This is a genomic window from Paenibacillus sp. VCA1 (assembly GCF_031583795.1).
GTDB classification, from domain to species: Bacteria; Bacillota; Bacilli; order Paenibacillales; family Paenibacillaceae; genus Paenibacillus_AQ; species Paenibacillus_AQ albilobatus.
The window spans coordinates 207290-230178 of record NZ_JAVLSX010000006.1 but is presented as its reverse complement, the minus strand read 5'-3'; the positions used below and the strand labels follow the sequence as shown (position 1 = coordinate 230178).

The following is a 22889-nucleotide window of genomic DNA, read 5'->3' as shown; positions in this document are numbered from 1 at the left end:
GGTTCAAACATGGAAAAGAGAAGGGGCAAACGACGGTTCGTCTTTTTGTTAACGGTTTTTTGCATCTTGACCGCGATCTTGTTTCCCGGCTTGGCTGCGGCGGAACCGCCCTACATGACTTTCAGCAAGGACGGTTACGATCGGAGGATTCCCAGTCAGGCAGCCTATTACCCTTCCACGGTCGTGGGAGACAACATTTATAAAGCGATGTCGCAAAACGGCGCGGAACGCCTGGAGTACTCGCCGCTGAAACGTCCGCAGGATCTGTTTATCGACGGCAAAGACGAAATCTATATCGCGGATACGGACAACAACCGGATCGTTCACCTGAACCGGGACGGGGAATTCGTGAGGGAAATTACCGCCAAAGGCATGAAATCGCCGCAAGGCGTGTTCGTGACCCCGGATGGAATGATTTATGTCGCCGATACGGGAAACAAACGGATTCTGAAGCTCTCTCCAAGCGGCGAACTGCTTGCGGAGTATGGGCGTCCGAAGTCGCGTTTCATCGATGAATCCTTCCACTATGAACCGACGAATCTCGTCGTGGACGCCAGAGGATTCATGTACGTCATCAGCAACGGAAGTTATCAAGGGGTGATCCAGCTGGATCCCGAAGGCAATTTTTACGGCTTTTACGGCACCAATATGACCGAAGTATCCCTCATGGACATCGTACGCAAGCTGTTTTATACCGAAGAGCAGCTCAGCCGCCAGGTTCGCACGCTGCCTTCGACCATCCGCAATATCCACATCGACGAACAGGGGTTCATCTATACGGTGTCCGCGACGGATAAGGAACAGGTCAAAAAGCTGAATATCCGCGGCGAAAATCAATGGAAGGACAAAAAGTTCGGGATCGAGCCCCGGTTCAGGAGCCGGGGTCAGGCGGCGGAAACAAAGACAACCGATTCGAAGCAGGAAGTGCAAAAATCGGGCTTGACCGATATTACGGTGGACCGCAACGGAAATCTGGTCGCGATCGATAAAGTATCCAATGCGGTGACGCAATACGGTCCGAACGGGGAGCTGCTTTTTTTCTGGACGGGACCGGTGACGATCGGGTCTCCGCAGCTTGGCATCAGCCAAAGCCCGGTGGCGGTGGATACCAATTCCCAAAACGAGCTGTTCATTTTGGACGATTCCCAAAACCTGATCCACGTGCTGAAGCCGACCGAATTCGGGACGCTTCTTCATAAAGCGACCACCTTGTCCCAGGAAGGAAAATATGCCGAAAGCGAGCCCGTCTGGCGGGAGGTTCTGAGGTTAAACGCATTGTATTCGCCGGCTTATCAAGGACTCGCGGAAGCGGCTTATTACAAGGAGGATTATAAAGAAGCGCTTCGCCTGTTCAAGCTGTCGGGGGATGTGAGCGGATATTCCGACTCGTTTTGGCAGCTGCGTCTGCAGTGGTTCCAGCGCCATTTCTCCGTTTTGGCCAATACGGCGTTCATAGCGGCCATTCTGATCTGGATATTTTACCGCAGCAGGAAGAAGATGCGTTTTATTGCGCAGGGGAGCAAAAAATTACGGGGGTTTTTGGGCAAAAACAAGCTTTTGGCCCAGCTGCGGCATGCGTTTACCATTTTGAGACACCCGATCGACGGGTTTGCGGATCTCAGATATGCGCAAAAAGGCGGATACCTGAGCGCATTCATTCTTCTTCTGTTTGTGACGCTGGTGCTTCTGGCGAAGGAATATTACACGAGTTTTACCTTCATGCCCGTCCCCAGCAACGAACGAAGCAGCGGCTTCCTGTTGACCGGAGCGGTCACCTGGCTGACATGGGTCGTCTGCAATTATTTGATCGGCAGCATCAGGCAAGGGGAGGCGCGTTTTAAGGATGTGTTTGTAGGCAGCTCTTACGCCTTGTTCCCAATCGTTATCCTCGGGCTGCCGCTGGCGGCCGTATCCAATTTGATGGCGCTCAGCGAATCTTCGATTTACGGCTTTTTCCAGACCGGCATGCTGATCTGGTGCGGATGTTTGTTTTTCTGGAAGATACAGTCTCTTCAAAATTACGGCGTCGGCGAAACGGTAGGGAATATCCTTCTGACGGCGTTTGCGATGGTGATCGCCTGGGTGCTGTTATCGATCATCGCGGGGCTGTCTTCCGAGCTTCAAAACTTCTTCTATACCATATACCAGGAGGTGTCGATGTGATGCAGTTGCCGGCGAAATGGAAACGCCTTTTCGTGCTGACGCTTTTAGCGGCCATAACAAGCGCAAGCATCGTCACGTACACCATTGCCGCGGAGACGGAGAAGCCGGGCCAAGCGAATGAGAACAAAACGGATTCGGAGAAGAAGGCGAAACAGGAAGACCATGCCGCAAACGTTCGGGAATCCGAAACAGGGACGAAAGCCGGAACTCCCCAACAAACGAAGAACGCACAGGAGGGTTCAACGACCGACGCCAGAACCGCGAGGGGCGCGAACGTCCAAACGGCCAAAAACAGTTACCGTTCCCTGTTTCCGGGCGACGACTCCTTTCGGCTCGCGAGCGAAAATGCCAAGCTCAGGCTGTATGTCGACCCGAAAACCGGGCATTTCCTAGTAAAGGATAAACGCAGCGGCCAAGCGTGGAGGTCTTTTCCGGATGCTTACGGCTGGAACGACAAGGATAACACCAACACCTGGAAAAAGCATATGCAGTCCCCGGTATTCATCAAATACGTCGAATTTAACGTGCGAAAAGACCAAATCAAGGAAACGAACGTCCTGGACCAGAAAGCGGCGATCGAGCGGTTCGAGCTGACGGATTCGGGCTTCCGGTTGACGTTTAACATGCCCGACATCGGGTTCGCCATTCCGATCGAAGTGAGTCTGAAGGATGACTACGTGGAAACGAAAATCATCGAGGAAGGTTTTAAGGACGGAAAAAGCAGCGAGGAGATGGCCGAATATGAGGCACGCACGAAAAAAAAGGATAAAAACGCGCGCATTGCCGCACTTCGCTTATATCCGTTCCTCGGCGCCCACACTTCGGACCGGGAGGACGGTTACCTCTTGATACCCGATGGTCCGGGGACGCTGATCCAGTTCCGGAAGGACCGGCCGCCTAACAACAATTTTTATTTTGAAGCGGTATACGGAGAGGATTACGCCTTCAGCAACAACAACCCGTCCCTTTCGATTCGTGAGCCCGTTCGAATGCCCGTTTTCGGCATCAAGGCCGGTGATCAGGCACTTTTGGCCGTTATTCATGACGGGGCGGAATATGCCAACGTGCTTGCGGCGCCGTCCAAATCGATGAACCAGTATAACTGGGCGACGGCCGAGTTTACGTACCGGCAGCGGTTTTTTCAGCCTACCGATAAGCGCAAGCAAAACGGATTTCAGACGTTCAACAAAGAGCGCGCGCAAGGCGACCGTTCCATCCGGTATTATTTCCTGGATGGAAACTCACCCGATTACGTCGGGATGGCCGCGCGTTATCGCCAGGTTCTGATGGAGGAAGACGGTTTGAAGCGGGTGACGCCGGATGGCGATTCCATCCGTCTGCCGGTCTATTTGCTTGGGGCCGACTCCAAAAAAGGGTTCCTGTGGGATTCTTACGAGGCACTGACGACGACATCGGAAGCGGAAGAGATCGTCAATGAGCTGACGGCGATCGGAGTCAAGAAAATGTCCATCACCTACGCCGGCTGGCAAAAGGGAGGCATCAGCGATTTCGGCGGGCATTTTCCGGTCGACAAAGGCATCGGAGCCAATGACGGAATGCGGCAGTTCATCGAATATGCCCATGTCAAAGGCCACGACGTGACGCTGGACGCCTCTTCGTACACGTTCAACAACACAGGGCGCGACGGATTCCGCTCCAGCCGGGACGGATTGCAGGATCTGGGGTCGGTCGTCATCAAATATGGACGAAGAAACGAGACCGCGACGACGCTCGTGAGCCCCCGTTTCATGCAAGAGGTGCTGGAGAAGGACTTTGACAAGTTCAAGCAGCTCGGAACGGACGGGTTAACGCTGGGCGGCGGCCAGGGGTCGCTGTTGAACAGCGACTTTAACGAGCGGCACAAGGCAACGCGGGAAGAAGCCAAAGGAATTCAGCAGCAGCTGTTTGATCAGGCGGTTCAAACGCTGGGCTCCGTCAGGGCGGAAAGCGCCAACGCGTATGCTTGGAAATACGTCGACGCTTTGGACGGCGTGCCGATCGAAAATTCCTTCGATCTGTTCGTCGATGGGACGGTGCCATTTATGCAAATAGCGCTGCATGGACTGATCCCTTATTCGTCCGTCTTTGCCAATACCGCCGATAACTATGCGACCTATCTTCTGAAAAACATGGAGTACGGCTCCATCCCGAGTTTCATGCTGACTTTTGCGGCTTCGCAAGATCTGATCGGGACGCGTTCGCTTTATAACTACTACAGCACGCATTACAAAGATTGGTCGGAAGAAATCGCAAAGCAGTACAGCCGGTTCAACGAAGCGCTTGGGGACGTGCAGGACCGGATGATCGTAGGCCACCGCTCCCTGGCCGCGGGCGTCTACGAGACGACATACGACAACGGGAAACGGATCGTCGTGAACTACAACGAATCGCCATATTACGGGGACGGGTATGAGGTCAAAGCCCAGGACTTTGCCGTCGTTCATGGGGGGAGATCATGATGGGCAAATTCAAGCTCAAAGCTCGGACTTCACGGCATTTGGAAGCGCTGATGTTTGTCGCTCCCTGGATTCTCGGCTTCCTGTTATTCATGGCGTTTCCGCTTGTTTTCTCCTTGTATATGAGCTTGCACAAGGTGACGGTGCTGCCGACGGGCCTCAAATACGATTTTCAAGGCTTGAAATATTATAAGGAAATTCTGTTCGGGAGCTCGGCCTTTTACGATAATCTCATTCCGTTTTTTCAGGAAATCGTCATCATGGTGCCCGTCATCATCGTCTTTTCGTTATTTATCGCCATCATGCTCAATCAGAATTTTCCGGGGCGGATTTTGTTTCGGGTAGTGTTCTTCCTGCCGATCATTTTTACTTCGGGGTACGTGCTGACGGAATTCGTGAATCAGGGCGAAGGAACGCTTGGTTTTTTGGAACGGTTTTCGATCGGGGAATACCTGCTTGATTTTTTGGGGGACAGCTCCTGGACGAAACCCGTGATGGACGTGCTGAACCGGTTCGTGCTCGTGTTATGGTACTCCGGAGTACAGATTTTGATTTTCCTTGCGGGAAGACAGACGATCTCGAAATCGAGTTACGAGTCCGCGCGGATCGACGGCGCTTCTCCGTGGGAGGTGTTCTGGAAGATTACGCTGCCGGCCATGTCCCCGTTCATTTTGCTGAACCTGATTTATACGGTGGTCGATATGTTCACGTTCCCTTACAACCCGATCATCGAGCTGATCAATACCGGGAACTACGGCTACAACAGCGCTTTGGCCTGGATTTATTTCGTCGTTATCGCCTGCTTCCTGAGCTTGATCATGCTCCTGTTTTTGAGAATGAACCGCAGCCGCCGATACCGGTGATGCAGATCCCGCAAGAGAGGAGGGGCCGAAGTGATTGGGAAAATGAACGCGATAAAGACCAAAACGTCTTCGCTGAAAAAAAGGGTCGCACGCGACGGCTTGAACACGATTCGTTACGTCATCCTCGGCCGGGAAGTGAACCGGGGATTATTGTTCAAACTGTTTATTTACTGGATTCTGATCGTCACCTCTTACATTTATTTGAATCCCATTTTGAAAATGCTCGTGAAAATGGTGATGAACGAGAAGGACTTAAACGACCCGACGGTGACTTGGGTACCCCATGAAGTCTATTTTGGCCACTTGAAAACGGCCTGGCAGGCGCTTCATTACGTGCAATCCTTATCGGTTAGCGTCGGCATTTCCGCGGTCGTGGCCTTGTTTCATGTGATTGCCTGCGGATTGATGGGTTATGCCTTGGCCCGAATGCAGTTCCCTTTCAAAAAGCTGCTGACGGTGCTGCTTGCGGTAACGTTTATCATTCCGCCGCAGGTGATCGTGCTGCCGATGATCATCATGTACACAAAACTGGGGCTGCAAGGTCATCTTTTTTCGCTGGTTCTGCCTTCCCTGTTTGGTTTCGGGATCAAAGGCGCGTTATTTGTCATCATCTTCAGGCAGTTTTATACGACGCAGCCGAAAGAACTGGAGGAGGCGGGAAAAATCGACGGCGCGAGCAGCTTCAAATTTTATTGGAAAGTGATGTTTCCGCTGGCCAAACCCGCGATTCTCGTCGTTTCCCTGTTCTCCTTCGTGTGGACGTGGAACGACACCTATTATCCGCGAATGTTTCTTGGGCAATCGCCGTTAGTGCCGCTTTCGACCCAGATGTCCCGGGTGGATGCAAGCATTACAAGCATGCTCGGGAACGAAGAAACCGCCCTTGTATTGGTGGAAGCCATCAAAATGTCTGCCAGCTTCCTTGCGCTATTGCCGCCGCTTCTCATCTTCTTCTTTGCGCAGCGTTATTTCGTCGAAAGCGTCGAGCGTACGGGACTTGTAGAATAACGTGCATGCTGCAAATGCCTTCGGGCCCGTACGGAAACGTTGGGCATTGCAGGAATAGGGGACAGAAGAAGGGGGGATGCGGGCCAAAAAATGCTGCAAGGTTCCAAAGCGATTTCCATAAGTTCATGAAATGCCAAAGGGTATAAGATGAATACATGTTGAAGGGATGAATCGGTCATGAAAAAGCGGATAAATGTTATTTTCTTGATAGTTGTTGCATTTGCGCTTATGTTGACGGGATGCGGCTCCGGAGGTTCGGGAAACGATACGGCGACAAAGGAGCAGCCCCCGGCGGATACAAAGCAAGCCCCCAGTCAACCGGCGGAGCAGAAGCCTGAAGAGAAAAAAGAAAATAATGAGCCGATCAAGCTGATTTTCATGGCGCCTTGGAGCAAAGAACAGGTGGAAAGCCGTATTCTTGCGGGAACGAAGGAGAAATTCCCCAATGTCGATATCGAACCTACAGGCAAATTCGCGGATGCCGCGTCCTTTGACGAATTGTTCGCCCAAAATGTGATGCCGGATTTGATTCTGACGACGGATGGCTTCGACATTTTGAAGGAAAGGGATATGCTGCTGCCGCTGGATGACATGCTGAAAGAACGGAACTTCGATTTCAACGCCATCAGGCCGGGAATCATGGATGCGCTTCGGGCGCGGGATCCGGAAGGAAAAGGAAGGCTGCTCGGCGTTCCCATCGAGGACGTGACGGTGGCGCTGCATTACAACAAAGCCGTGTTTGACAAGTTCGGCGTGGATTATCCGGTCGACGGGATGACCTGGGACGAGGTGATCGACCTTGCCGGCAAAGTTACCGGGGAAAGGGACGGCGTGAAATACCGGGGATTGGCGACCAACTCTTTGTCCCAAGCGATGACGCAGCTATCCGCCAATGGCACGGATCCGCAAACAGGCGAACCCCAATTTTCGAAAAATCCGGCATTCGGGAAATTTCTGAACTTAACGAAGCGGATCGCAAGCATCCCGGGGAACTGGGAGCCAGACATCGAATACGACTTTAAAAAAGGCGACGTGGCGATGAGTCTGGGACTGATTGCAAACACCATCCCTTATTATCCGGAAGAACTCGATTATGACGTGGTGAGCTTCCCGAGCTGGCCGGATTTGCCGGGCGTCGGGCCGTCCACGCTGCCGCTGACGATCGCCGTCAACAAACACAGCAAACATATTGACGAAGCGATGGATCTGCTGGAATTCCTGCTGACGGATGAACAGCAAATCCGCATGACCCGTGCGGGCATTCCTTCCGTCTCTTCGGATCAAAGCATCTTGGAGCAGTTCGCCGGGGATACGCTGAATGGACGGGAATTCAATATTAAAGGCATCTATTCTCTGCAACAGGCCAAACCGGCGCTGTATAGCCCTTATGGACCGGATATTTTGCTTTACGGAACCAATTATGTCGGTTCGCAAGTGAAACCGTTCCTGACTTCCGGCAACGACGTTCAGACGTTCCTGCGGAAGATGGATGAGGACTACGCCGCCATCGTGAAGGAGAAGAAACAGCAGAACTGATGCGATGCAAAAGCCTTCCAATATACCTTGCGGATGAGGGGGAATACGAGTGGGCCAAAAGCAATCTTGGGTGCATGGGCTGATCGGTTTGCTGCTGTTGCTTATGATCTCCGCTTGCACCGGCGCAACGAAACAGGAAGCCGTTCCTGAGCCGAAGCCACAGACGGAAGTAGAACAAGCGGAGCCTGAGGAGCAGGCTCCCGTGAAGACGTTTCCGGAAGATCCGGTCGAACTGCTTGTAGCCACGCCTTGGGGCGAGGATTACTTTAATTCCCGCATTGGCAATTATATGAAGGAAAAGCTGCCTCATATCAAGGTGACGCATGTCGATTGGAACGGCACGGTGGAAAATATGCAGGAGCTTAACGCTTCGCAGATCGTTCCGGATATCGTGCTTGCGTTTACGGGCCAAGAACCGCTTCAAGAACTGGAGATGGTTTATCCGCTGGATGACATGGTGAAAGAATACGGAGTCGATCTGAGCCAAGTGGACCCGGCCATACTCGCCCAAGTGCGGTCGCGGGACCGGGAGGGTCGTTTGGTTGGCGTTCCGCAGGAGATGGGCGTCATCGGTCTTCATTACAACAAGGAAATATTTGATCTGTTCGGGGTCGAATATCCTTCGGATCATATGACGTGGGATGAAGCGATCGAGATGTCGAAAAAAATGACCGCCGAACGGAACGGGGTGCATTACAGGGGATTGGAGCTTGGAAGCTATACGTTCCCCCTGAAGCAGCTGTCCATCACTTTAACCGATCCCGATACAGGCGAAGTGCTGTTATCCAAAAATCCGGAATTCACGCAGTATATGGAATTGTTGAAAAAAATATATAGCGTACCGGGCATGTACGATGAAAACGTCAGCGGGTTCAGCGATAAAACCGTCGCGATGCATGTGGATTGGCATGGTTATTTAACCTGGTTCGGGGGGAACGACGAAGAGGCGAAGGAATTCCAGCAGGACATGGATATGGTTCCCGTACCCACGTTTCCGGGCAAGGAAAATACGGCGCCTTCGCCGAACACGCAGATTTTCGCGATCAATGCGTTCAGCAAGCACAAGGAAGCGGCATTCCAATGGATCCTTGAAAGCATTTCGCCCGAATATCAGGCAACGCTTGCCCGGGCGGGAACGCCGTCTGTAATCACGGGGGATAAAACGATTAACGAGCAATTCGCTCAGGACAATATAAGGTACGAAGGCAAAAACATTAACGCGTTTTTCCAATATCCTTTCACGCCGCCGCCGGCCAAAAGCAGCTCATGGGATTCCTACGTGAAGCTGGATGACGCGATCAAGGAGTTTTTGCAGTCGGACATGGACATTCAGAAGTTTCTGAGAACGCAAACGGAAAAAGCGGAAAAAGCGATTCAGGAGGCAAAATCCTCGAAAGGGAAGTAATGAAGCCGCATGAATCTTTAAAGTTTAAGTATTGGCCGTAAATAAGTAACTGTAAAAAAGCCCGCATCCGGAATCGGAATCGGGCTTTTCGATTTATCGCCGTCAAGTTGGCTGACGAAGCTCATCCTTCATATCTTCTAGCCTCTTGATAGGTGAGCATCAGCGCCAAAAGCAGCACGGACATCATCGTATCGTAAACGATCAGGATCAGCACAAGCTGAACCGGAGCGGCGAACAAGTTGGCTGCCAGGCTTGCCAGGCCCGAAACAACCAAAATCACGGCGGCCATTGCGACGGAGGCGGGCCAGTGCTGCTTTAAGGATCGAAAGGCACGGCGAAAGGCGGCATCAAAAGGAACGCGGTCCGTGACGACCGTAAACTCCAAAAATACAAACAGGATACGGAAAGCGATAAAAAATAGAAGGGCGGCTCCGGAGCCAATCGCTCCAAACAATAAGATCAATAGGGTTGATACCGTTGACGTCGCAAGCACCATCGCGGCCTGCAGCAGCAGAAAGGGGGGGCCGAAACGCAGGTTGGCGCGCAAAATCTGGGAAGCATGAAGTTTCGAACCCCGGCACGCGGCAGCGAGCGTACTTATATATCCTCCCTGCGCGAATGACCACAGCACGGCGGCGGCCAGCATAAACCACGTAAACGGGAGGGAATACAGCTGAAAAACGGACGGTATTCCGATGCCCAATATGACCCTAGAGCTCCACTGGGATTGAACCTCCCACGCGTGCGAGCCGTAAAGAACAGCTAGCAGAATGGCGTCGATCAGGAAGGGCTGCAGGACGATATAGGGTTGCTTTTTGAACGTTCGGCAAGCTTCAAGGATCGGCATAGCGACCTCCTTTGGGTTCGAAAAACATCCGTTATTCGGGAAATCAGCCCGCAGATAAGGCTTGTCGGGACGAATCCATTTGAAACGATTGCTGCACCGGCAGCCGGATCCAAAAGACGGAGCCTTTGCCAATTTTGCTTTCAGCCCATATCTTGCCTTGATGAGCCTCCACCAGCGCTTTGGCAATGCTTAAACCTACGCCAAGGCCGCCGCTGTCCCTGGATCTGGATTTATCCGCCCGATAAAAACGGTCAAAAATCCGGCCCAGCTCTTCTTCCGGTATTCCCATCCCCGTATCTTTGCAATATACGAGCATGGAGTCCTCTTCATGGACGACGCCGACCTCGATTTTTCCGCCGCTTGGCGTATATTTGATGGCATTGTACATGACGTTGGACAGGATTTGCGCGACCCGGTCCGGATCGGCTTGCAGGTAGCACGGCGTTTTGGACGGCACATATTCAAACCGGATGTTTTTTTCCCGGGTCAGAAATAAAAATCCTTCATAAATGCCTTGAACGACCCGGGACAAATTGACTTCCTGCTTATTCAGCTCGAATTGGGCCCCTTCGGCTTCCGACAATTTTTCCATGTCTTCCACGAGTCGGTACAGCCGTTCAATGTCGACGAGAATGCGCTGGATTTGATCGGCGGTTAGCGGATAAATGCCGTCAATGATCGCGTCCAGCTGCGACAACACGGCGGTCAGCGGCGTTCTGAGCTCGTGTGTCAGATCCTGCATCAGCTGATTGCGCCATGATTCATGGCGTTCGAAACGGTCGATGAGATGGTTGATCGTCGTGATCAGAACCCGGGTCTCCGTCGTGCCTCGGACCGGAATCGGCGAAAGTTGGTTGCTCGTGACGATGGACTCCGCCATGCCGGATGACGTGGACAGGCTTCGGCTCCAGCGCCAAGAGGCAAAAACGGATACCGCGAAAGCGGCACACAGGAGGATCGTGATCGCAAACCTGCTCCGGCGCTGAATCTGCTCTTCGAATTGCCGGATGGCGGGCGAATACGTACCGTCCGACGTATCAAAATAGGAGGTGAGATAACCATCGATTTCCCCGTTTAATACGAGCGGCGCTTCAACGGTAAAAAGATCGGTCCGTTTCAACCAGACCGGGTCAAGCAAATCCAAAATGACCGTTTCGCGATCCGCGTCGACATATTGAATCGGAATCGCAAAATGGCGCGATGCTTCCTCAAATATTCCGATGCTGTCGCTGCGGTCCGTTCCGTTTTGCTGCATCCGTTCCCGAAGCGAATAGAGCAGATGTTGGCTCTGCTCGGCGGCATATTTTTGCTTAAACACGGAGAGTTGTTTGCTCCAAATTTGCGTCAGGGCCACATAGGAACAGATGGAAGCAACCACCGTCAGGCAGAGGATCACCAAAAACAGCCATGTACGGGTGGAGATCGTCAAGAATGAAAGCATCTTTTTCATGTTTCGTCCGGCTGAAAAGTAAATTTGTATCCGGAGCCGATTTTGGTGACGATATACTGCGGGTTTTTGGGATCCTCTTCGATTTTTCTGCGGATATTCCGGATGTGGACGTCCATGACGCGCCCGTCGCCAATGAAACGGTAGCCTTGAACCTCATAGGACAAATCATGCCTGCTAAAAACCTTGCCCGGCTTTTTGACAAGGATGCTTAACGTGCGAAACTCGGTTGCGGTCAGGTTTGCGGGTTTGCCGTCGATATAAACGTCCTCGAATTCGAAATTGACCATCAGCCTGCGGCGGTTGAAGTAGAGCACATTGGGCCCGCTTTTGTTCAAATGATTGATTCTTCGCTGCAAAGCATAGATTCTTGCAATCACTTCCTTCATCCGAAACGGCTTCGTGATGTAGTCGTCAGCACCCAGGTTCAGGCCGTTGATCATATCCGTTTCGCGGGCTTTCGACGTAATCATGATCAGCGGAATATTCGATACCTGCCGGATGCTGCGGCAAACTTCCTCCCCGGGGAGCCCTTGAATCATCAGATCCAGCACGACCAGGTCCAGCTTCAATAGCTGAATTCGCTTCAATGCTTCCCTGCCGTCGCCCGTAATGTGCACGTTCCAGCCTTCATTGATAAAGTACGATTGCAAGATGTCCCTTACGGAAGCTTCGTCTTCTACAATCAAGATGTTCATCCTGTAACCTCCTAGAACTCTTTCTCATTTGAACGGAATAAACAAACTCGAAAAAGGGTATACCCGGATCGCGAAGAGGGCGCCATATGGCTATGTTTGGATCGATCTTTTGGATGAATACATGTCCTTAAAAGATATATCTAATCATCGATTTATATGTATTGGTAAACGCTTTCATGGAGGCGTGGTTATATTTTACAATAAAACCAAACGAAGTGGTAGCAATTTGTTATATTAACTTGCGAAGGGGCGCGAGTAGAGAATACGAGGGGAGGGCGCCAGCTTCGGTTCACGGATATTCAAGTAATCGTTGAAACGGAAACCGTTTTGAAAGCCTATTATTGAAGCCATTGAAAGACGGTTTGAAGTGAATATTCCCGTATCCTGCGTTGAAAAATGCTTTTGACGCGTTGACGCCAGGACTACAAAAAGCAAACTTACCTGATCTATATTTCGGCGCCTAAACAATCCAAAACATCGGGAGCCAGGGTTGAAAAATGTGGCAGCAAAATCTCGACGATGGGAAGGAAATAAATGATCGATACATTCGGTCGTAGAGATTAAACGTATCGGACAAGGGAACATGGTTGAATAGAATCACCTGCTGGCGTGTACTATCTTAATAAACTTTCCATTCTAACTGTTTAAAAGTTTTCTTATTCCATTCTTTCACATTTGTAAATGATGTGTCGTCAATGTTTGCAACCTTGGCTATTAACGTGTCATCATTCCACTCGATCATCGAAATTGGATATTCGAAGGAACTTAATATTTTCAAATTTTCTGGAGGTGGGATTTCCTCAAACTTTTTCAAATTAACGATCACGACTTGATTTCTAAGAACCTCTGAACCTTCATTTCTACCAAAGAGAAAGGCCGCAATTTCACCATTTTGCTTAGAGAATTGAAGAAAACTTGACTCTGAAATCTGCAATGACTGCCATTCTCCATCCTTATGTTCCAATAGAAGTTGATTACAAAGTTTCGTCCCACAACTGTAATTCAAAAGGATGTATTCCTTCTGATTGTTTGTGAACAAATAATTAATCCGCATTCGATTTAATTCACTCTTTTTGTCCTTAAATGGTTCTAAGTACGAATTTATAATCGGAATTTTGTCGACGGAGATGCTGAGAGGGTTTTGGTTAGGAATTTTCATTTGAAGCAATAGCTCTTTTTCCCGATTTGCTTGAATACCATTATCTTTAGATATATTTTGGAGTTTTGCGTCATGCGTTTTTTCTCCTCCATCCCCAAGTATTAAATGATTTCCCTTTGAGTGGCAAGAAACGGATAAACAGATTATTAAAAACATGATTGGCAAGTATCTTTTCATCATATCCTCCTTTGCTAAACCATTATAAAAGAAATTGCACCTAATAAAATATATATAAGCTCATTCTCGCTCAAAGTTTTCTTTGCGGATTATCTTATTAGATTCGTGTCGGCTGGTCTATCTGATTCAAACGTCCTTTGCACCGATTCGAGGAGGGCATTTAGCTCTTATGAGAATACGAAAGGCTTGGAATGAGGGGATCGTGAACCGTAAGTTCATTGCATTAAGCATGTTAGTTCAATGTCCCTCAGTCTGAAAAACGACGACCCCAAAATGGTCATTGTAAGCTGCACTCGAGATGAATGGCGTTATCCAAAAAAGAAAACAGCTGCTCGCACATGACATCGGCGCCGGCTCCCAGCCAAATCAGGTGACCCCATGAATCAAGCTCGCAAAGCCGGGCGTTCGGAATGACCCGATGGGCGTGCCTTGCGTGTTCCACAGAGACGGAAGCATCATGAATGCTATGTGTAATCAAGGCAGGGCACTGGATCGAAGCAAGCTCCGGAGTCAGGTCATGTCCTGTTTGCTCCAAATCGATCATAAAACCTCGTCCCGACCGCTGACGGTTGACCATATTTTTGAATCGTCTCCGATCCTCGTCGCTGATTTCAGGCAGTACCTGTTCTTTCGGCAGCGTGCTGAAGGAAGGAATCATGCTGTTCAAAAGAAAGCGGGGAGCAAATTTGTTCATGAACCGTATCGCCGCCCATACATATTTTTCAGTAGAAGGGTTGAACATGATCCTTGCCCATTGATGCGTCTTGTCGGTTGGAGACAGCCAGCGATCGGAGACTGCGGATTGCAGGATAAGGCTTTTTACCCGGTTCGGGTATCGGGAAGCGAGATAAATCCCGCTTGGGCCTCCGGCGGACATGGCGAGGATATGCGTTTGGGGCTCTTGGAGCTCATCCAGGAGTTCGATATAGGCTTCGCATGCAGTCATGGGCGATCGGCCCAGCTCCGCTGACGTGTTGCCGTAACCCGGACGGGAAGGCGTAATCATCCGGAAACCACGTGCCGTAAGAAGGTCATAACCCAATTCTTCACGGCAGCTCGAATGGCCTCCGTGCAAAATGAGGACCGGCTCTCCCGATCCGACGAGGCTGTATTCCAGCTTGAAGCCGTTTTTGGTCACGTATTGATGGATGGATCTTTCCATAACATTTGCGCCTCCTAAAAGCGAATTATGGTTCATTATTAGATTTAAAAAAACGCGTGCGCCCTTTACTAAAGAAACGCCCGCAGGCCTTGATACCAAAAAGAAACGTACTGGCCAACCATCCGCTTGCAATCTTCCGGATCTTGGTGGTGGCGGACGATCTCGAAATAGCCTTGCATAAAAGCGACCGAAACCGGCCAAGCCGCTTGCCGCTCGAACACTGTCCTTCCTTGTTTGCCGTTATAGATCGCCAAATGCTCCGCAACGTTGTCCGCCATTACCCGGTGAAAATTCGCAGCGGCGGTTTCGAACCGGGTTCCCTTGGAGCCATCGATTAAGATTAGGAGCGGACTTCGGTATTTTTCAACGATCCCCGCCAATGCGTGGACGACAAGTTCAAATATATCCCCTGTTTCATCCGGATGGTTGTCGTGATTGCCGATCAGCATCTCCAGCTCGCGGAGGACGGGTGACACGATGGAATCGAATAACGCTTCCTTCCCCGGGAAATACCGGTACAAGTTGCCGACCGAGATGCCGGCATTCGCCGCAATCCGTTTGATCGAGGCGTCCGCAAAACCATGCTGGGCAAACTCATCTTGGGCATGTTGGACGATCGCCTGCCGCAATTCCTCCTTCAAAACCTGAACCATAAATGAACCTCCATTCGCTTTTAGAGTATAAATGAATTGGCCGCTGCAATCAAGCGCTTGAAAACAGGGCCAATAACGGTCGGGGAAGTCGTACGTTTAACCTGCCAGCAGGACGGCCGCAAGAAATACGAATTGCAGCAAGGTTCGGGGAAATAGCTTAGGCACAGGGCGCCCGCCGATCGTTAACTTTTCCTTGGCTGCGCGCACATTGGCGGGAAACATGGCGACAAGCAGCATGGCCAAACCGATCGAAGCGGCCTTGGAAACGGCAGGAATCAAGATGCCGACGGCTCCGGCAAGTTCCAGCAGCCCGGTGGCGGTCACGATCCAATCCGGTCTGGGAAAAACCGGCGGAACCATGCGGATCAGATCCCGCCTGCGGGTTCCCCAATGCGCGGAAGCCGTTAGGAGCAGCATGGCGGCCACAGCCGCCTGTAGCGAAGTATGCCAGCCTTCGAAATAGGAAAGCCCGGCCAAGCCAAGCATCTTGAACAACAGAAAAACCGCAACAAGTACATAAAAAGGCAGCATCCAAATATTCCTCCATAGGAAGTCATGATCAAAGCTTTATAATCCTAAACCAACATCTTGCTGTGACATCCGTTATGCCTGGCTTTAGAATCCTTTCATGACCATCAAGTATAAAATGACGACCGGAAGCAGCGTGGCGGCGATGCCGAATACGGCCCAGGAACGGGAGGCGTTGCGGTAGGCTTGGGAAATCACGCCGGTTTCGATGCAGCGGGCGCTGGACCGGATCATTTTGCGCTGCAGGGGAATGAGGATCGCCGCCCAAATGATGCCGGTAAGGGCAAATAAGATGAGGGAAAGCACAAGCCAATTGAAACCCGAGAACGAAACTCCGGCACGCGCTGCCATCATGCCGCCGGAAAGGATCACGAGGAAAAGACCCGGAATCGTAAAGATGTAATCGGCAAGCATGACATTTTGCACGGCATGATGAATGGCTGCAGGGTTTTTCGTCAAATCCGCCCGAACCTTCCAAAAGGCCGCCGTCACGATATTTCCTACGAATAATACGACTCCGAGCAAATGAAGCGTCAACCATAAATTCATGATGCTTCCACCTTTCGATTTTTTATTTTCGAGACTGTAACATATCCGAAATCATGGATGTGAAATCATGTCCCTTGAAAGAGGTCGCCGTCAACGGGATGGAGGAGCGCACTCGCAAGCCGAGCGTAAGAAGGACGAACATATCCGCCGTTTTGTCCGCATCGACCGACTCCGGAATGACTCCGTACCTCTGGCCGGTCTCAATCCACTCCTTGGATAAATATACCGATCTCTCATAGTACTGTTTAAGGGCTTCCGCGATGACGGGCTGATCCTCCTTGCCAAGCAAATACAACAGCACCTTGTTTGTCACATCCTGGGCGTTTTCGTATTGCAGGATGTTTTCCGCAATTTTCTGCATGGGTTCACCGAACGAACGTCGTCCTTGCTCCACCTCGTTCATAAATTGGGTATTCGTTTCTTCAAGCCGCTCCTGAAGCACCCAAACAAAAATTTCGTCCTTGCTCTTTACGTAATGGAAGATCGCCCCCTTGGACAAGCCCGATCGATCCATGATATCCTTCATGGTCATCGAGTGGCATCCTTTTTCCTGAATCAGTTCTTTGACCGTATCCAGCAGAAGTCTGGTTGTTTGCTGCCTGCGTTGTTCTTGTTTCAATCGGATCCCTCCGGAATGGTAATCGATTTTTTATCGTGTTATCATTATTATAAAAAACCGACCGACGGTTTGTAAATATGTTTGAAGAAATTTTAGTGCGATTAACGCATGACTGCAAAACATGAAAACTATGAAAAATCGTGAAAAACTGTGAAAAAAGCCAAGACAAGGGCGAAATGAAGGATTTGCGGTAAAAAAACCCTACATTTTGTCGATGGCTGCTGCATTATCTTATGTTATATTGAAAGGGATTAGGTCATAAGGAGTGGGATGAATGGACGATAAATGCATATCGGTCGTTGTCCCCGCTTACAATGAGGAAGAAGTCATCCGGCAGTGCTACAAAGCATTGACGGACGTGATGATGTGCACAAACTATACATACGAGCTTCTCTTTGTAAACGACGGGAGCAAGGATCGGACGATAAGCATTTTGGATGAGCTGGCAAGGCAGGATGCACATGTGCGAATCGTAAACTTTGCAAGAAACTTTGGTCATCAGGCGGCGGTCACGGCGGGCATCAATCAAGCACGGGGCGACTGCGTCGTCATCATCGACGCGGATTTGCAGGATCCGCCCGAAGTGATTCACGACATGGTGAAGAAGTGGGAGGAAGGGTATGAGGTCGTATACGGAAAACGGAGAAAACGCAAAGGCGAAACGCTGTTCAAGCTCGCTTCGGCTTCTTTGTTTTACCGCTTTCTGCAGCGCATGTCCGATACCCACATCCCGCGCGATACGGGGGATTTCCGTTTAATCGACCATAAGGTCGTGCATGTATTCAACCGGTTGACGGAGCGGAACAAATTCATCCGGGGGATCATCAGCTGGATCGGATTTAACCAGACCTACGTGGAATATGACCGAAACGAACGGGTTGCCGGGCAAACGAAATACCCGCTGCGCAAAATGATCGCTTTTGCTTCCGACGGCATTTTTTCGTTTTCGTCCAAGCCGTTGAAGCTGATCACCCGAATGGGTTTGCTGACGGTCGTGATCGCATTTTGCGTGCTTGTGTATTCCTTAAGCGCCAAGCTGCTCCATCTTCCGGAGGTTGAGCGGGGCTGGACGTCCATCATGACGGCCATTACGTTGTTCAGCGGCGTTCAAATGCTGTCGCTCGGCATTATGGGCGAATATATCGCGCGAATCTATGACGAGAGCAAAAACAGACCGCAGTACATTATAAAAGAGACGATCCACTACCCGCAGGAAGAACTACATATTCAGGAAACGTATCAACCGAAATCCCGCCAGGCCGAGATGGCAACCAATAACGCTCCATAAAAACGGGGCGCAAGCTTGACGCAGGAGGTAGGATGTTGAAAAATTTTTGGATATGCGGGATGGGCACCATGCTTTTGTTTAATGCCCTCGCTGCTTGCGGCAGCCCTCCGAATGGGAACGGACAGGCGGAACATCCGGTACAGCAGGCAAAACCGGCCGATCCCAATGCGAAACGGGAATCAAGCTTCGGCGATCGGTTGAACCTGAGGCAGCATCGTGAGGACACGGAGCGTTTTGTCATGAACCGAATGCACGGGCCGTATGGCGTATATACCAATTACGCCGACAGCGGCGAATCGGACACGGATGCCACGGGCCACGAAGTATTAAGCGAATCTTCAGGTCTCCTGATGCGTTATGACGCGCTTACGAACCGGAAGGACGCTTTTCAAGCCGAATGGGAGCGGGCAAAGCAGGTTTTTGAGCTTCCTTCAGGTTTCAGCTACCGGTATAGCCCCAAGCAGGACAAGAAATATTCGGTCAATGCCGCCGTCGACGACCTGCGGATCATCAGGGCTTTGTATGAAGCGGGGGATCGGTTTCATTCCGCGGAATACGCCGGGTTGGCCGACGACTACGGGAAGCGGTTCTATGCGTTTAACGTCAAGGACGATAAGCTTTACGATTTTTACGACGATGCTTACAAGGTTACAAACGATTTCGTGACGTTGTGCTACATTGATTTGGCGACATTGAAACGTCTGCCCGTTCCTGCTAAGCAGCAATCCGCATTGGTCCAAAACATGGCGGCAATCCTCCAAAACGGATATCTGTCGGACGCGTTCCCCTTTTACGAAACAAGGTATGATTACGGCACGGACACCTACCGTTCGGAGGGGATCAACACCATCGAATCGGCGTTAACGATTTTGGCGTTATCCGAGGCCGGCCTCGAGCGTTCCGAAAGCATCGCTTATTTGAAGGAACATGTGAAGAACGGAACGTTATACGGCCAATACGATCGGAACGGCGTCCCCCGGAACGATATTCAATCCACCGCAATCTATGCGATAACGGCCATGATCGGCTCCGTGCTGGGGGATGAGGAATTGTATGAAAACAGCATCCGGCAGATGGAGAAATACCGGGTGACCGATAAGGCAAGCACGTTGTACGGCGGCTTCGGCGATCCGGCAGCAAAACAGGCTTTTTCTTTCGACAATTTGATGGCATTGCTCGCTTATGCCCATTAGTGCCGGGCGTTTGCGGGAATAAAGGCAGGTGTATGCATTGGCTAAGGCTCGCTTAATCGACCGATTGGGATTCGGCATGACCGTACTCGGCCGCTATGTTTCCCCGCCCCTGCTGGCCGCGTCGCTGGTCCTCGTCATCACGGCGATCGCGCTGTTCGTGCCGCCTTACATCGGGATGGCCGACAACGGAGACTATTTCCGCGTATTGTACAGCAACGGGCTTTATTTCAACAACCCGGACTATGACAGTTTGTATTTGGGCTTTTTTAACAAGCAATTCGGGATATTCCAATACTTCAACGAAAACGGTGCTACCTTAACGTCCTCGCAATCTCTTCTAATACGTTTATCCGTTTGGATCAATCAATGGTTTGACCGGCAGGTGTTCGACATTCGGGTGCAAGGGGCGCTGTTGACGGTCTTATATACGGTTGCCGTTTATCTTTTCGTCGAGGCGCTAACTTGGAAAATGAAACCGAAATACGGTTACGCGGTGGCCATTCTGGCTGTGTTCTTGTTTGGGGACACCGCTTATACCGCTTTCTTCAACTCGTTTTTCAGCGAAAGCATGGTTTGGATTATGCTTATTTATTTGTTTGCCTCCGGCTTATTGCTGTTCCGCAAACGATACTCCGATTATGCGATGCTGGCTGTCTTTTTTGTCAGCGGCCTTTTGCTTACGACAAGCAAGCAGCAAAATGCGCCCGTCGGCATCATCGTCGCCGTGATGGGAATCGTTTTTATTTTCGTGCGGAAGCAGCGGACCTTTCGGGTCATGACGGCGTCTGCGCTCGCGTTCCTTATGCTTGCCGGCATCGCGACCTACGTGCTCATTCCGAAGGAATTCGTCAACATCAACCAATACCATGCGATGACGCGCGGCGTGCTGATGCAATCCGAAGACCCGGAAGCCACCCTGAAATCGTTCGGCATCAACCGGCAATATGCCATTCTGAACGAAAGCATTTATTACGAGCCATATACGACCGTGGACGTGAATTCCAAAATATTGGAGGATAACTTCTACAATCATTACGGCTTCGTATCTATCCTTGCTTATTACGTAACCCATCCGGGACAAGCAGGCAAAATGATGGACCTTGCAGCCAAAAACGCGTTCACGATCCGCCCGCCGGCCATGGGAAACTATGAAAAGTCCGTAGAAAACCGTTTGGGGCGCAAACGACGTTTTTTTCCGGATACAGTGAGCAGAAAAAGGCACTTGCCCCCAAGACGTTCGGCTTCATCATCATATGGATGCTGGTCGTTACGGGCATGTATGCCGCTCATTTCGCCGCGTCCGTCAAGGCCAGGGATGTACGGGGCATGATCCGGCTGCCGCTGATTCTCATGCTGATGTTCATGGGGTTGTCAGGGATCTTCGTGTCGATTATCGGCGCAGGGGACGCGGATTTGTCAAAGCATGAGTTTTTATTTACGGCCGCGTTTGACTTGGTTACGCTCACCGCGGTGTCGGACGCTATATGCCGGAATTTGTGGCAAAGCAAGCCTGCGGCGCATGATCAATCCGTAACGGCGCAGAGTTAAATCGGGAGAAAGGGGGCGATTCATTGATTCGAAACCACCATCGGTCACATATGATGCTGCTGGCGCTGCTTGTTGTGAGCCTTGTCTTTTCGGTGCCGGTACCGGTGCAGGCGGCTGAGCAAACATCCTTTCCTTCGGTTCTGATCTTGTATGACAGCCTCGGAGTCGGAACGAAACAAGAAGGCAACGTCGAGGCTTTAAAGCGGCTGCTTGCCGCGTTCCGGGTTCAGGTGACGGCCGAGCCGGTCGATTCTTATACCGCCGGGTCGCTTAACGGCTATTCCAAACTTGTCGAGGTTCGCAACCGCTCCGATTGGATGGAGGAACCACGCGAATTTCTCGCAGACTTGCAGTCGTATCAAGGAGGCCTACTCTACATCGGGGAAAAGCCAAGCGACAAGCTGGCCCGGTCACTGGGGCTGCGGGTTCAGGCCGAACGGAGAACGGCCGACCTGGCCATCGGGCCGTTCGTCGAGAAATCCATCGATGTCTCGTATCTTTTCGATTCGACGCAAAGCGAAACAAAGCGGTACGGAACCTTAAAGATTCATTCGTCCGGCGCAAGCTATCCTTACGGGGTGCTGAATGGGGCAAACGCGTACGTTCCTTTCATGGAGAAGGACACGTTAAGCGAAATTGCGTTGGCTTATGTGCTTAAGGATTGGCTTCAAGATCACCAAACAGGTCATTATTTTCTCGTTTTCAACGAAATATACCCTTTTTCGGACTTAAGTTTGCTGGAGCGGATGTCGGACGAGCTGTTCGAGGCTGGCATACCGTTTATCGTTAGCGTGCACCCTGTATTCAGCAATACCGATTATCCCGCCATGAAGCGTTATATCAACACCTTGAAATACGTTCAGTCACGTAACGGGACCGTTTTGGTCGAATCGCCCGTCGTGGCTTCCACCATCCAGGACCTCGACCGCAGCTTGCAGCGCCAGATGGAGCATTTTATCGATGAGCTGGCGAAGGAGGGCGTCGTTCCGCTTGGGATGGGGACCGAGATGTACTGGTCTTATGACGAGCACTACGTTTCGGAAGGGATGGCGTTTTTTGACTCGGTCGTTCTCTATCCGGACGCGCGCCCGATCTATAAAGCGAAACGGAACCGGTCCACGGCGTTCCCGTCCTCGCTATACAGCGTAAATTCGGCGTTGCTGCAGCGCTATCTTTCGGACGACCGCTTGATCAAACCGCTGCCGATGGACACGGCGATAACCTTTGACTTTGCGGAGAATGAGTCGGAGCTTGATCGTCTGGTCGACGGGCTTAAAAACAGCTGGTTCACTTTCGAAGACTACAAAAACGAAGCCCACAGCGTAAAAACGGGGACCAACGAACTCGCATCGGATCGAGGTTCGCTGGTGCTTAACGGGGTAAGCTTGGGCATTCAGGCAAGTCATGTGGAAACGAGCTCCGACCATGTATACAAGCAGCAGGGGAAAAAAAGCTTTGAGACCTGGTTTACGGTTCAAAACAAAATTTTTATCGTCATTATTATCATCACTTTAATCGTATTTTGCGGCTTCCTGATGATCGGATACCGCATGTACAAGCGGAAATTTTACAAGTAGAGGATTTTGCCCA

At 50.9% G+C, this 22889-nt stretch carries 18 protein-coding genes and 1 pseudogene; 10 read left to right on the top strand and 9 right to left on the bottom strand.

From position 1 onward, the window contains the following. The first annotated feature begins 9 nt into the window (after nucleotides 1-9). The 6 genes from RJP21_RS15610 to RJP21_RS15585 all read left to right on the top strand — a co-directional run bounded on the left by RJP21_RS15610 (nucleotide 10) and on the right by RJP21_RS15585 (nucleotide 9431). On the top strand, nucleotides 10-2163 hold the full coding sequence (locus RJP21_RS15610; protein WP_310860080.1) for a YIP1 family protein: 2154 nt from the start codon (nucleotides 10-12) through the stop codon (nucleotides 2161-2163). Continuing rightward, complete coding sequence (locus RJP21_RS15605; protein WP_310860272.1) at nucleotides 2163-4622, top strand: DUF5696 domain-containing protein; 2460 nt, start codon at nucleotides 2163-2165, stop codon at nucleotides 4620-4622. Before RJP21_RS15610 ends, RJP21_RS15605 begins: the two co-directional genes overlap by 1 nt. After that, entirely contained in the window at nucleotides 4619-5482 is an 864-nt protein-coding gene (locus RJP21_RS15600) for a carbohydrate ABC transporter permease (protein ID WP_310860079.1), read from the top strand. The genes RJP21_RS15605 and RJP21_RS15600 overlap by 4 nt, the downstream gene beginning before the upstream one ends. A gap of 30 nt (nucleotides 5483-5512) precedes the next feature. Next, nucleotides 5513-6490: a carbohydrate ABC transporter permease gene (locus tag RJP21_RS15595; RefSeq protein ID WP_310860078.1), complete on the top strand. Its 978-nt coding sequence runs from the start codon at nucleotides 5513-5515 to the stop codon at nucleotides 6488-6490. Between the two features lie 177 nt (nucleotides 6491-6667). After that, on the top strand, nucleotides 6668-8026 hold the full coding sequence (locus RJP21_RS15590) for an ABC transporter substrate-binding protein (RefSeq protein WP_310860077.1): 1359 nt from the start codon (nucleotides 6668-6670) through the stop codon (nucleotides 8024-8026). 49 nt (nucleotides 8027-8075) lie between these two features. Further along, the gene (locus RJP21_RS15585) at nucleotides 8076-9431 is read left to right on the top strand and encodes an ABC transporter substrate-binding protein (RefSeq protein ID WP_310860076.1); all 1356 of its coding nucleotides are present in this window, start codon (nucleotides 8076-8078) and stop codon (nucleotides 9429-9431) included. Between the two features lie 121 nt (nucleotides 9432-9552). Here RJP21_RS15585 and RJP21_RS15580 read toward each other — a convergent pair whose 3' ends face one another. The 9 genes from RJP21_RS15580 to RJP21_RS15540 all read right to left on the bottom strand — a co-directional run bounded on the left by RJP21_RS15580 (nucleotide 9553) and on the right by RJP21_RS15540 (nucleotide 17270). Further along, complete coding sequence (locus RJP21_RS15580) at nucleotides 9553-10278, bottom strand: hypothetical protein (RefSeq protein WP_310860075.1); 726 nt, start codon at nucleotides 10276-10278, stop codon at nucleotides 9553-9555. Nucleotides 10279-10321: 43 nt separating this feature from the next. Further along, nucleotides 10322-11728, bottom strand: a complete 1407-nt coding sequence (locus RJP21_RS15575) for a sensor histidine kinase (protein ID WP_310860074.1) — start codon at nucleotides 11726-11728, stop codon at nucleotides 10322-10324. Then, nucleotides 11725-12423: a response regulator transcription factor gene (locus tag RJP21_RS15570; protein WP_160038111.1), complete on the bottom strand. Its 699-nt coding sequence runs from the start codon at nucleotides 12421-12423 to the stop codon at nucleotides 11725-11727. Before RJP21_RS15570 ends, RJP21_RS15575 begins: the two co-directional genes overlap by 4 nt. Before the next feature lie 619 nt (nucleotides 12424-13042). Next, a complete protein-coding gene (locus RJP21_RS15565) occupies nucleotides 13043-13762 on the bottom strand; it encodes a hypothetical protein (protein ID WP_310860073.1) in 720 nt (239 codons plus the stop codon). 274 nt (nucleotides 13763-14036) lie between these two features. Continuing rightward, nucleotides 14037-14921, bottom strand: coding sequence for an alpha/beta fold hydrolase (locus tag RJP21_RS15560; protein ID WP_310860072.1), 885 nt, complete (start codon nucleotides 14919-14921; stop codon nucleotides 14037-14039). A gap of 68 nt (nucleotides 14922-14989) precedes the next feature. Further along, nucleotides 14990-15574: a TetR/AcrR family transcriptional regulator gene (locus RJP21_RS15555; RefSeq protein ID WP_310860071.1), complete on the bottom strand. Its 585-nt coding sequence runs from the start codon at nucleotides 15572-15574 to the stop codon at nucleotides 14990-14992. A 96-nt stretch (nucleotides 15575-15670) separates the two neighbouring features. Continuing rightward, nucleotides 15671-16105, bottom strand: a complete 435-nt coding sequence (locus RJP21_RS15550; RefSeq protein ID WP_310860070.1) for a DoxX family protein — start codon at nucleotides 16103-16105, stop codon at nucleotides 15671-15673. 84 nt (nucleotides 16106-16189) lie between these two features. Beyond that, nucleotides 16190-16651: a DUF2269 family protein gene (locus RJP21_RS15545; RefSeq protein ID WP_160038121.1), complete on the bottom strand. Its 462-nt coding sequence runs from the start codon at nucleotides 16649-16651 to the stop codon at nucleotides 16190-16192. A gap of 22 nt (nucleotides 16652-16673) precedes the next feature. Next, entirely contained in the window at nucleotides 16674-17270 is a 597-nt protein-coding gene (locus tag RJP21_RS15540) for a TetR/AcrR family transcriptional regulator (protein WP_310860069.1), read from the bottom strand. Between the two features lie 274 nt (nucleotides 17271-17544). Here RJP21_RS15540 and RJP21_RS15535 point away from each other — a divergent pair, with 274 nt between their 5' ends. From RJP21_RS15535 to RJP21_RS15515, 4 genes and pseudogenes are all read left to right on the top strand, one after another. Then, nucleotides 17545-18558: a glycosyltransferase family 2 protein gene (locus RJP21_RS15535; protein WP_310860068.1), complete on the top strand. Its 1014-nt coding sequence runs from the start codon at nucleotides 17545-17547 to the stop codon at nucleotides 18556-18558. A 32-nt stretch (nucleotides 18559-18590) separates the two neighbouring features. Beyond that, on the top strand, nucleotides 18591-19751 hold the full coding sequence (locus RJP21_RS15530; protein ID WP_310860067.1) for a hypothetical protein: 1161 nt from the start codon (nucleotides 18591-18593) through the stop codon (nucleotides 19749-19751). Nucleotides 19752-19827: 76 nt separating this feature from the next. Further along, nucleotides 19828-21299: pseudogene (gene wsfD, locus RJP21_RS15525) on the top strand (glycan biosynthesis hexose transferase WsfD). A 23-nt stretch (nucleotides 21300-21322) separates the two neighbouring features. After that, nucleotides 21323-22876 (top strand): hypothetical protein, encoded by a 1554-nt coding sequence (locus tag RJP21_RS15515; protein ID WP_310860064.1) that lies wholly within the window; start codon nucleotides 21323-21325, stop codon nucleotides 22874-22876. Nucleotides 22877-22889 lie beyond the last annotated feature (13 nt).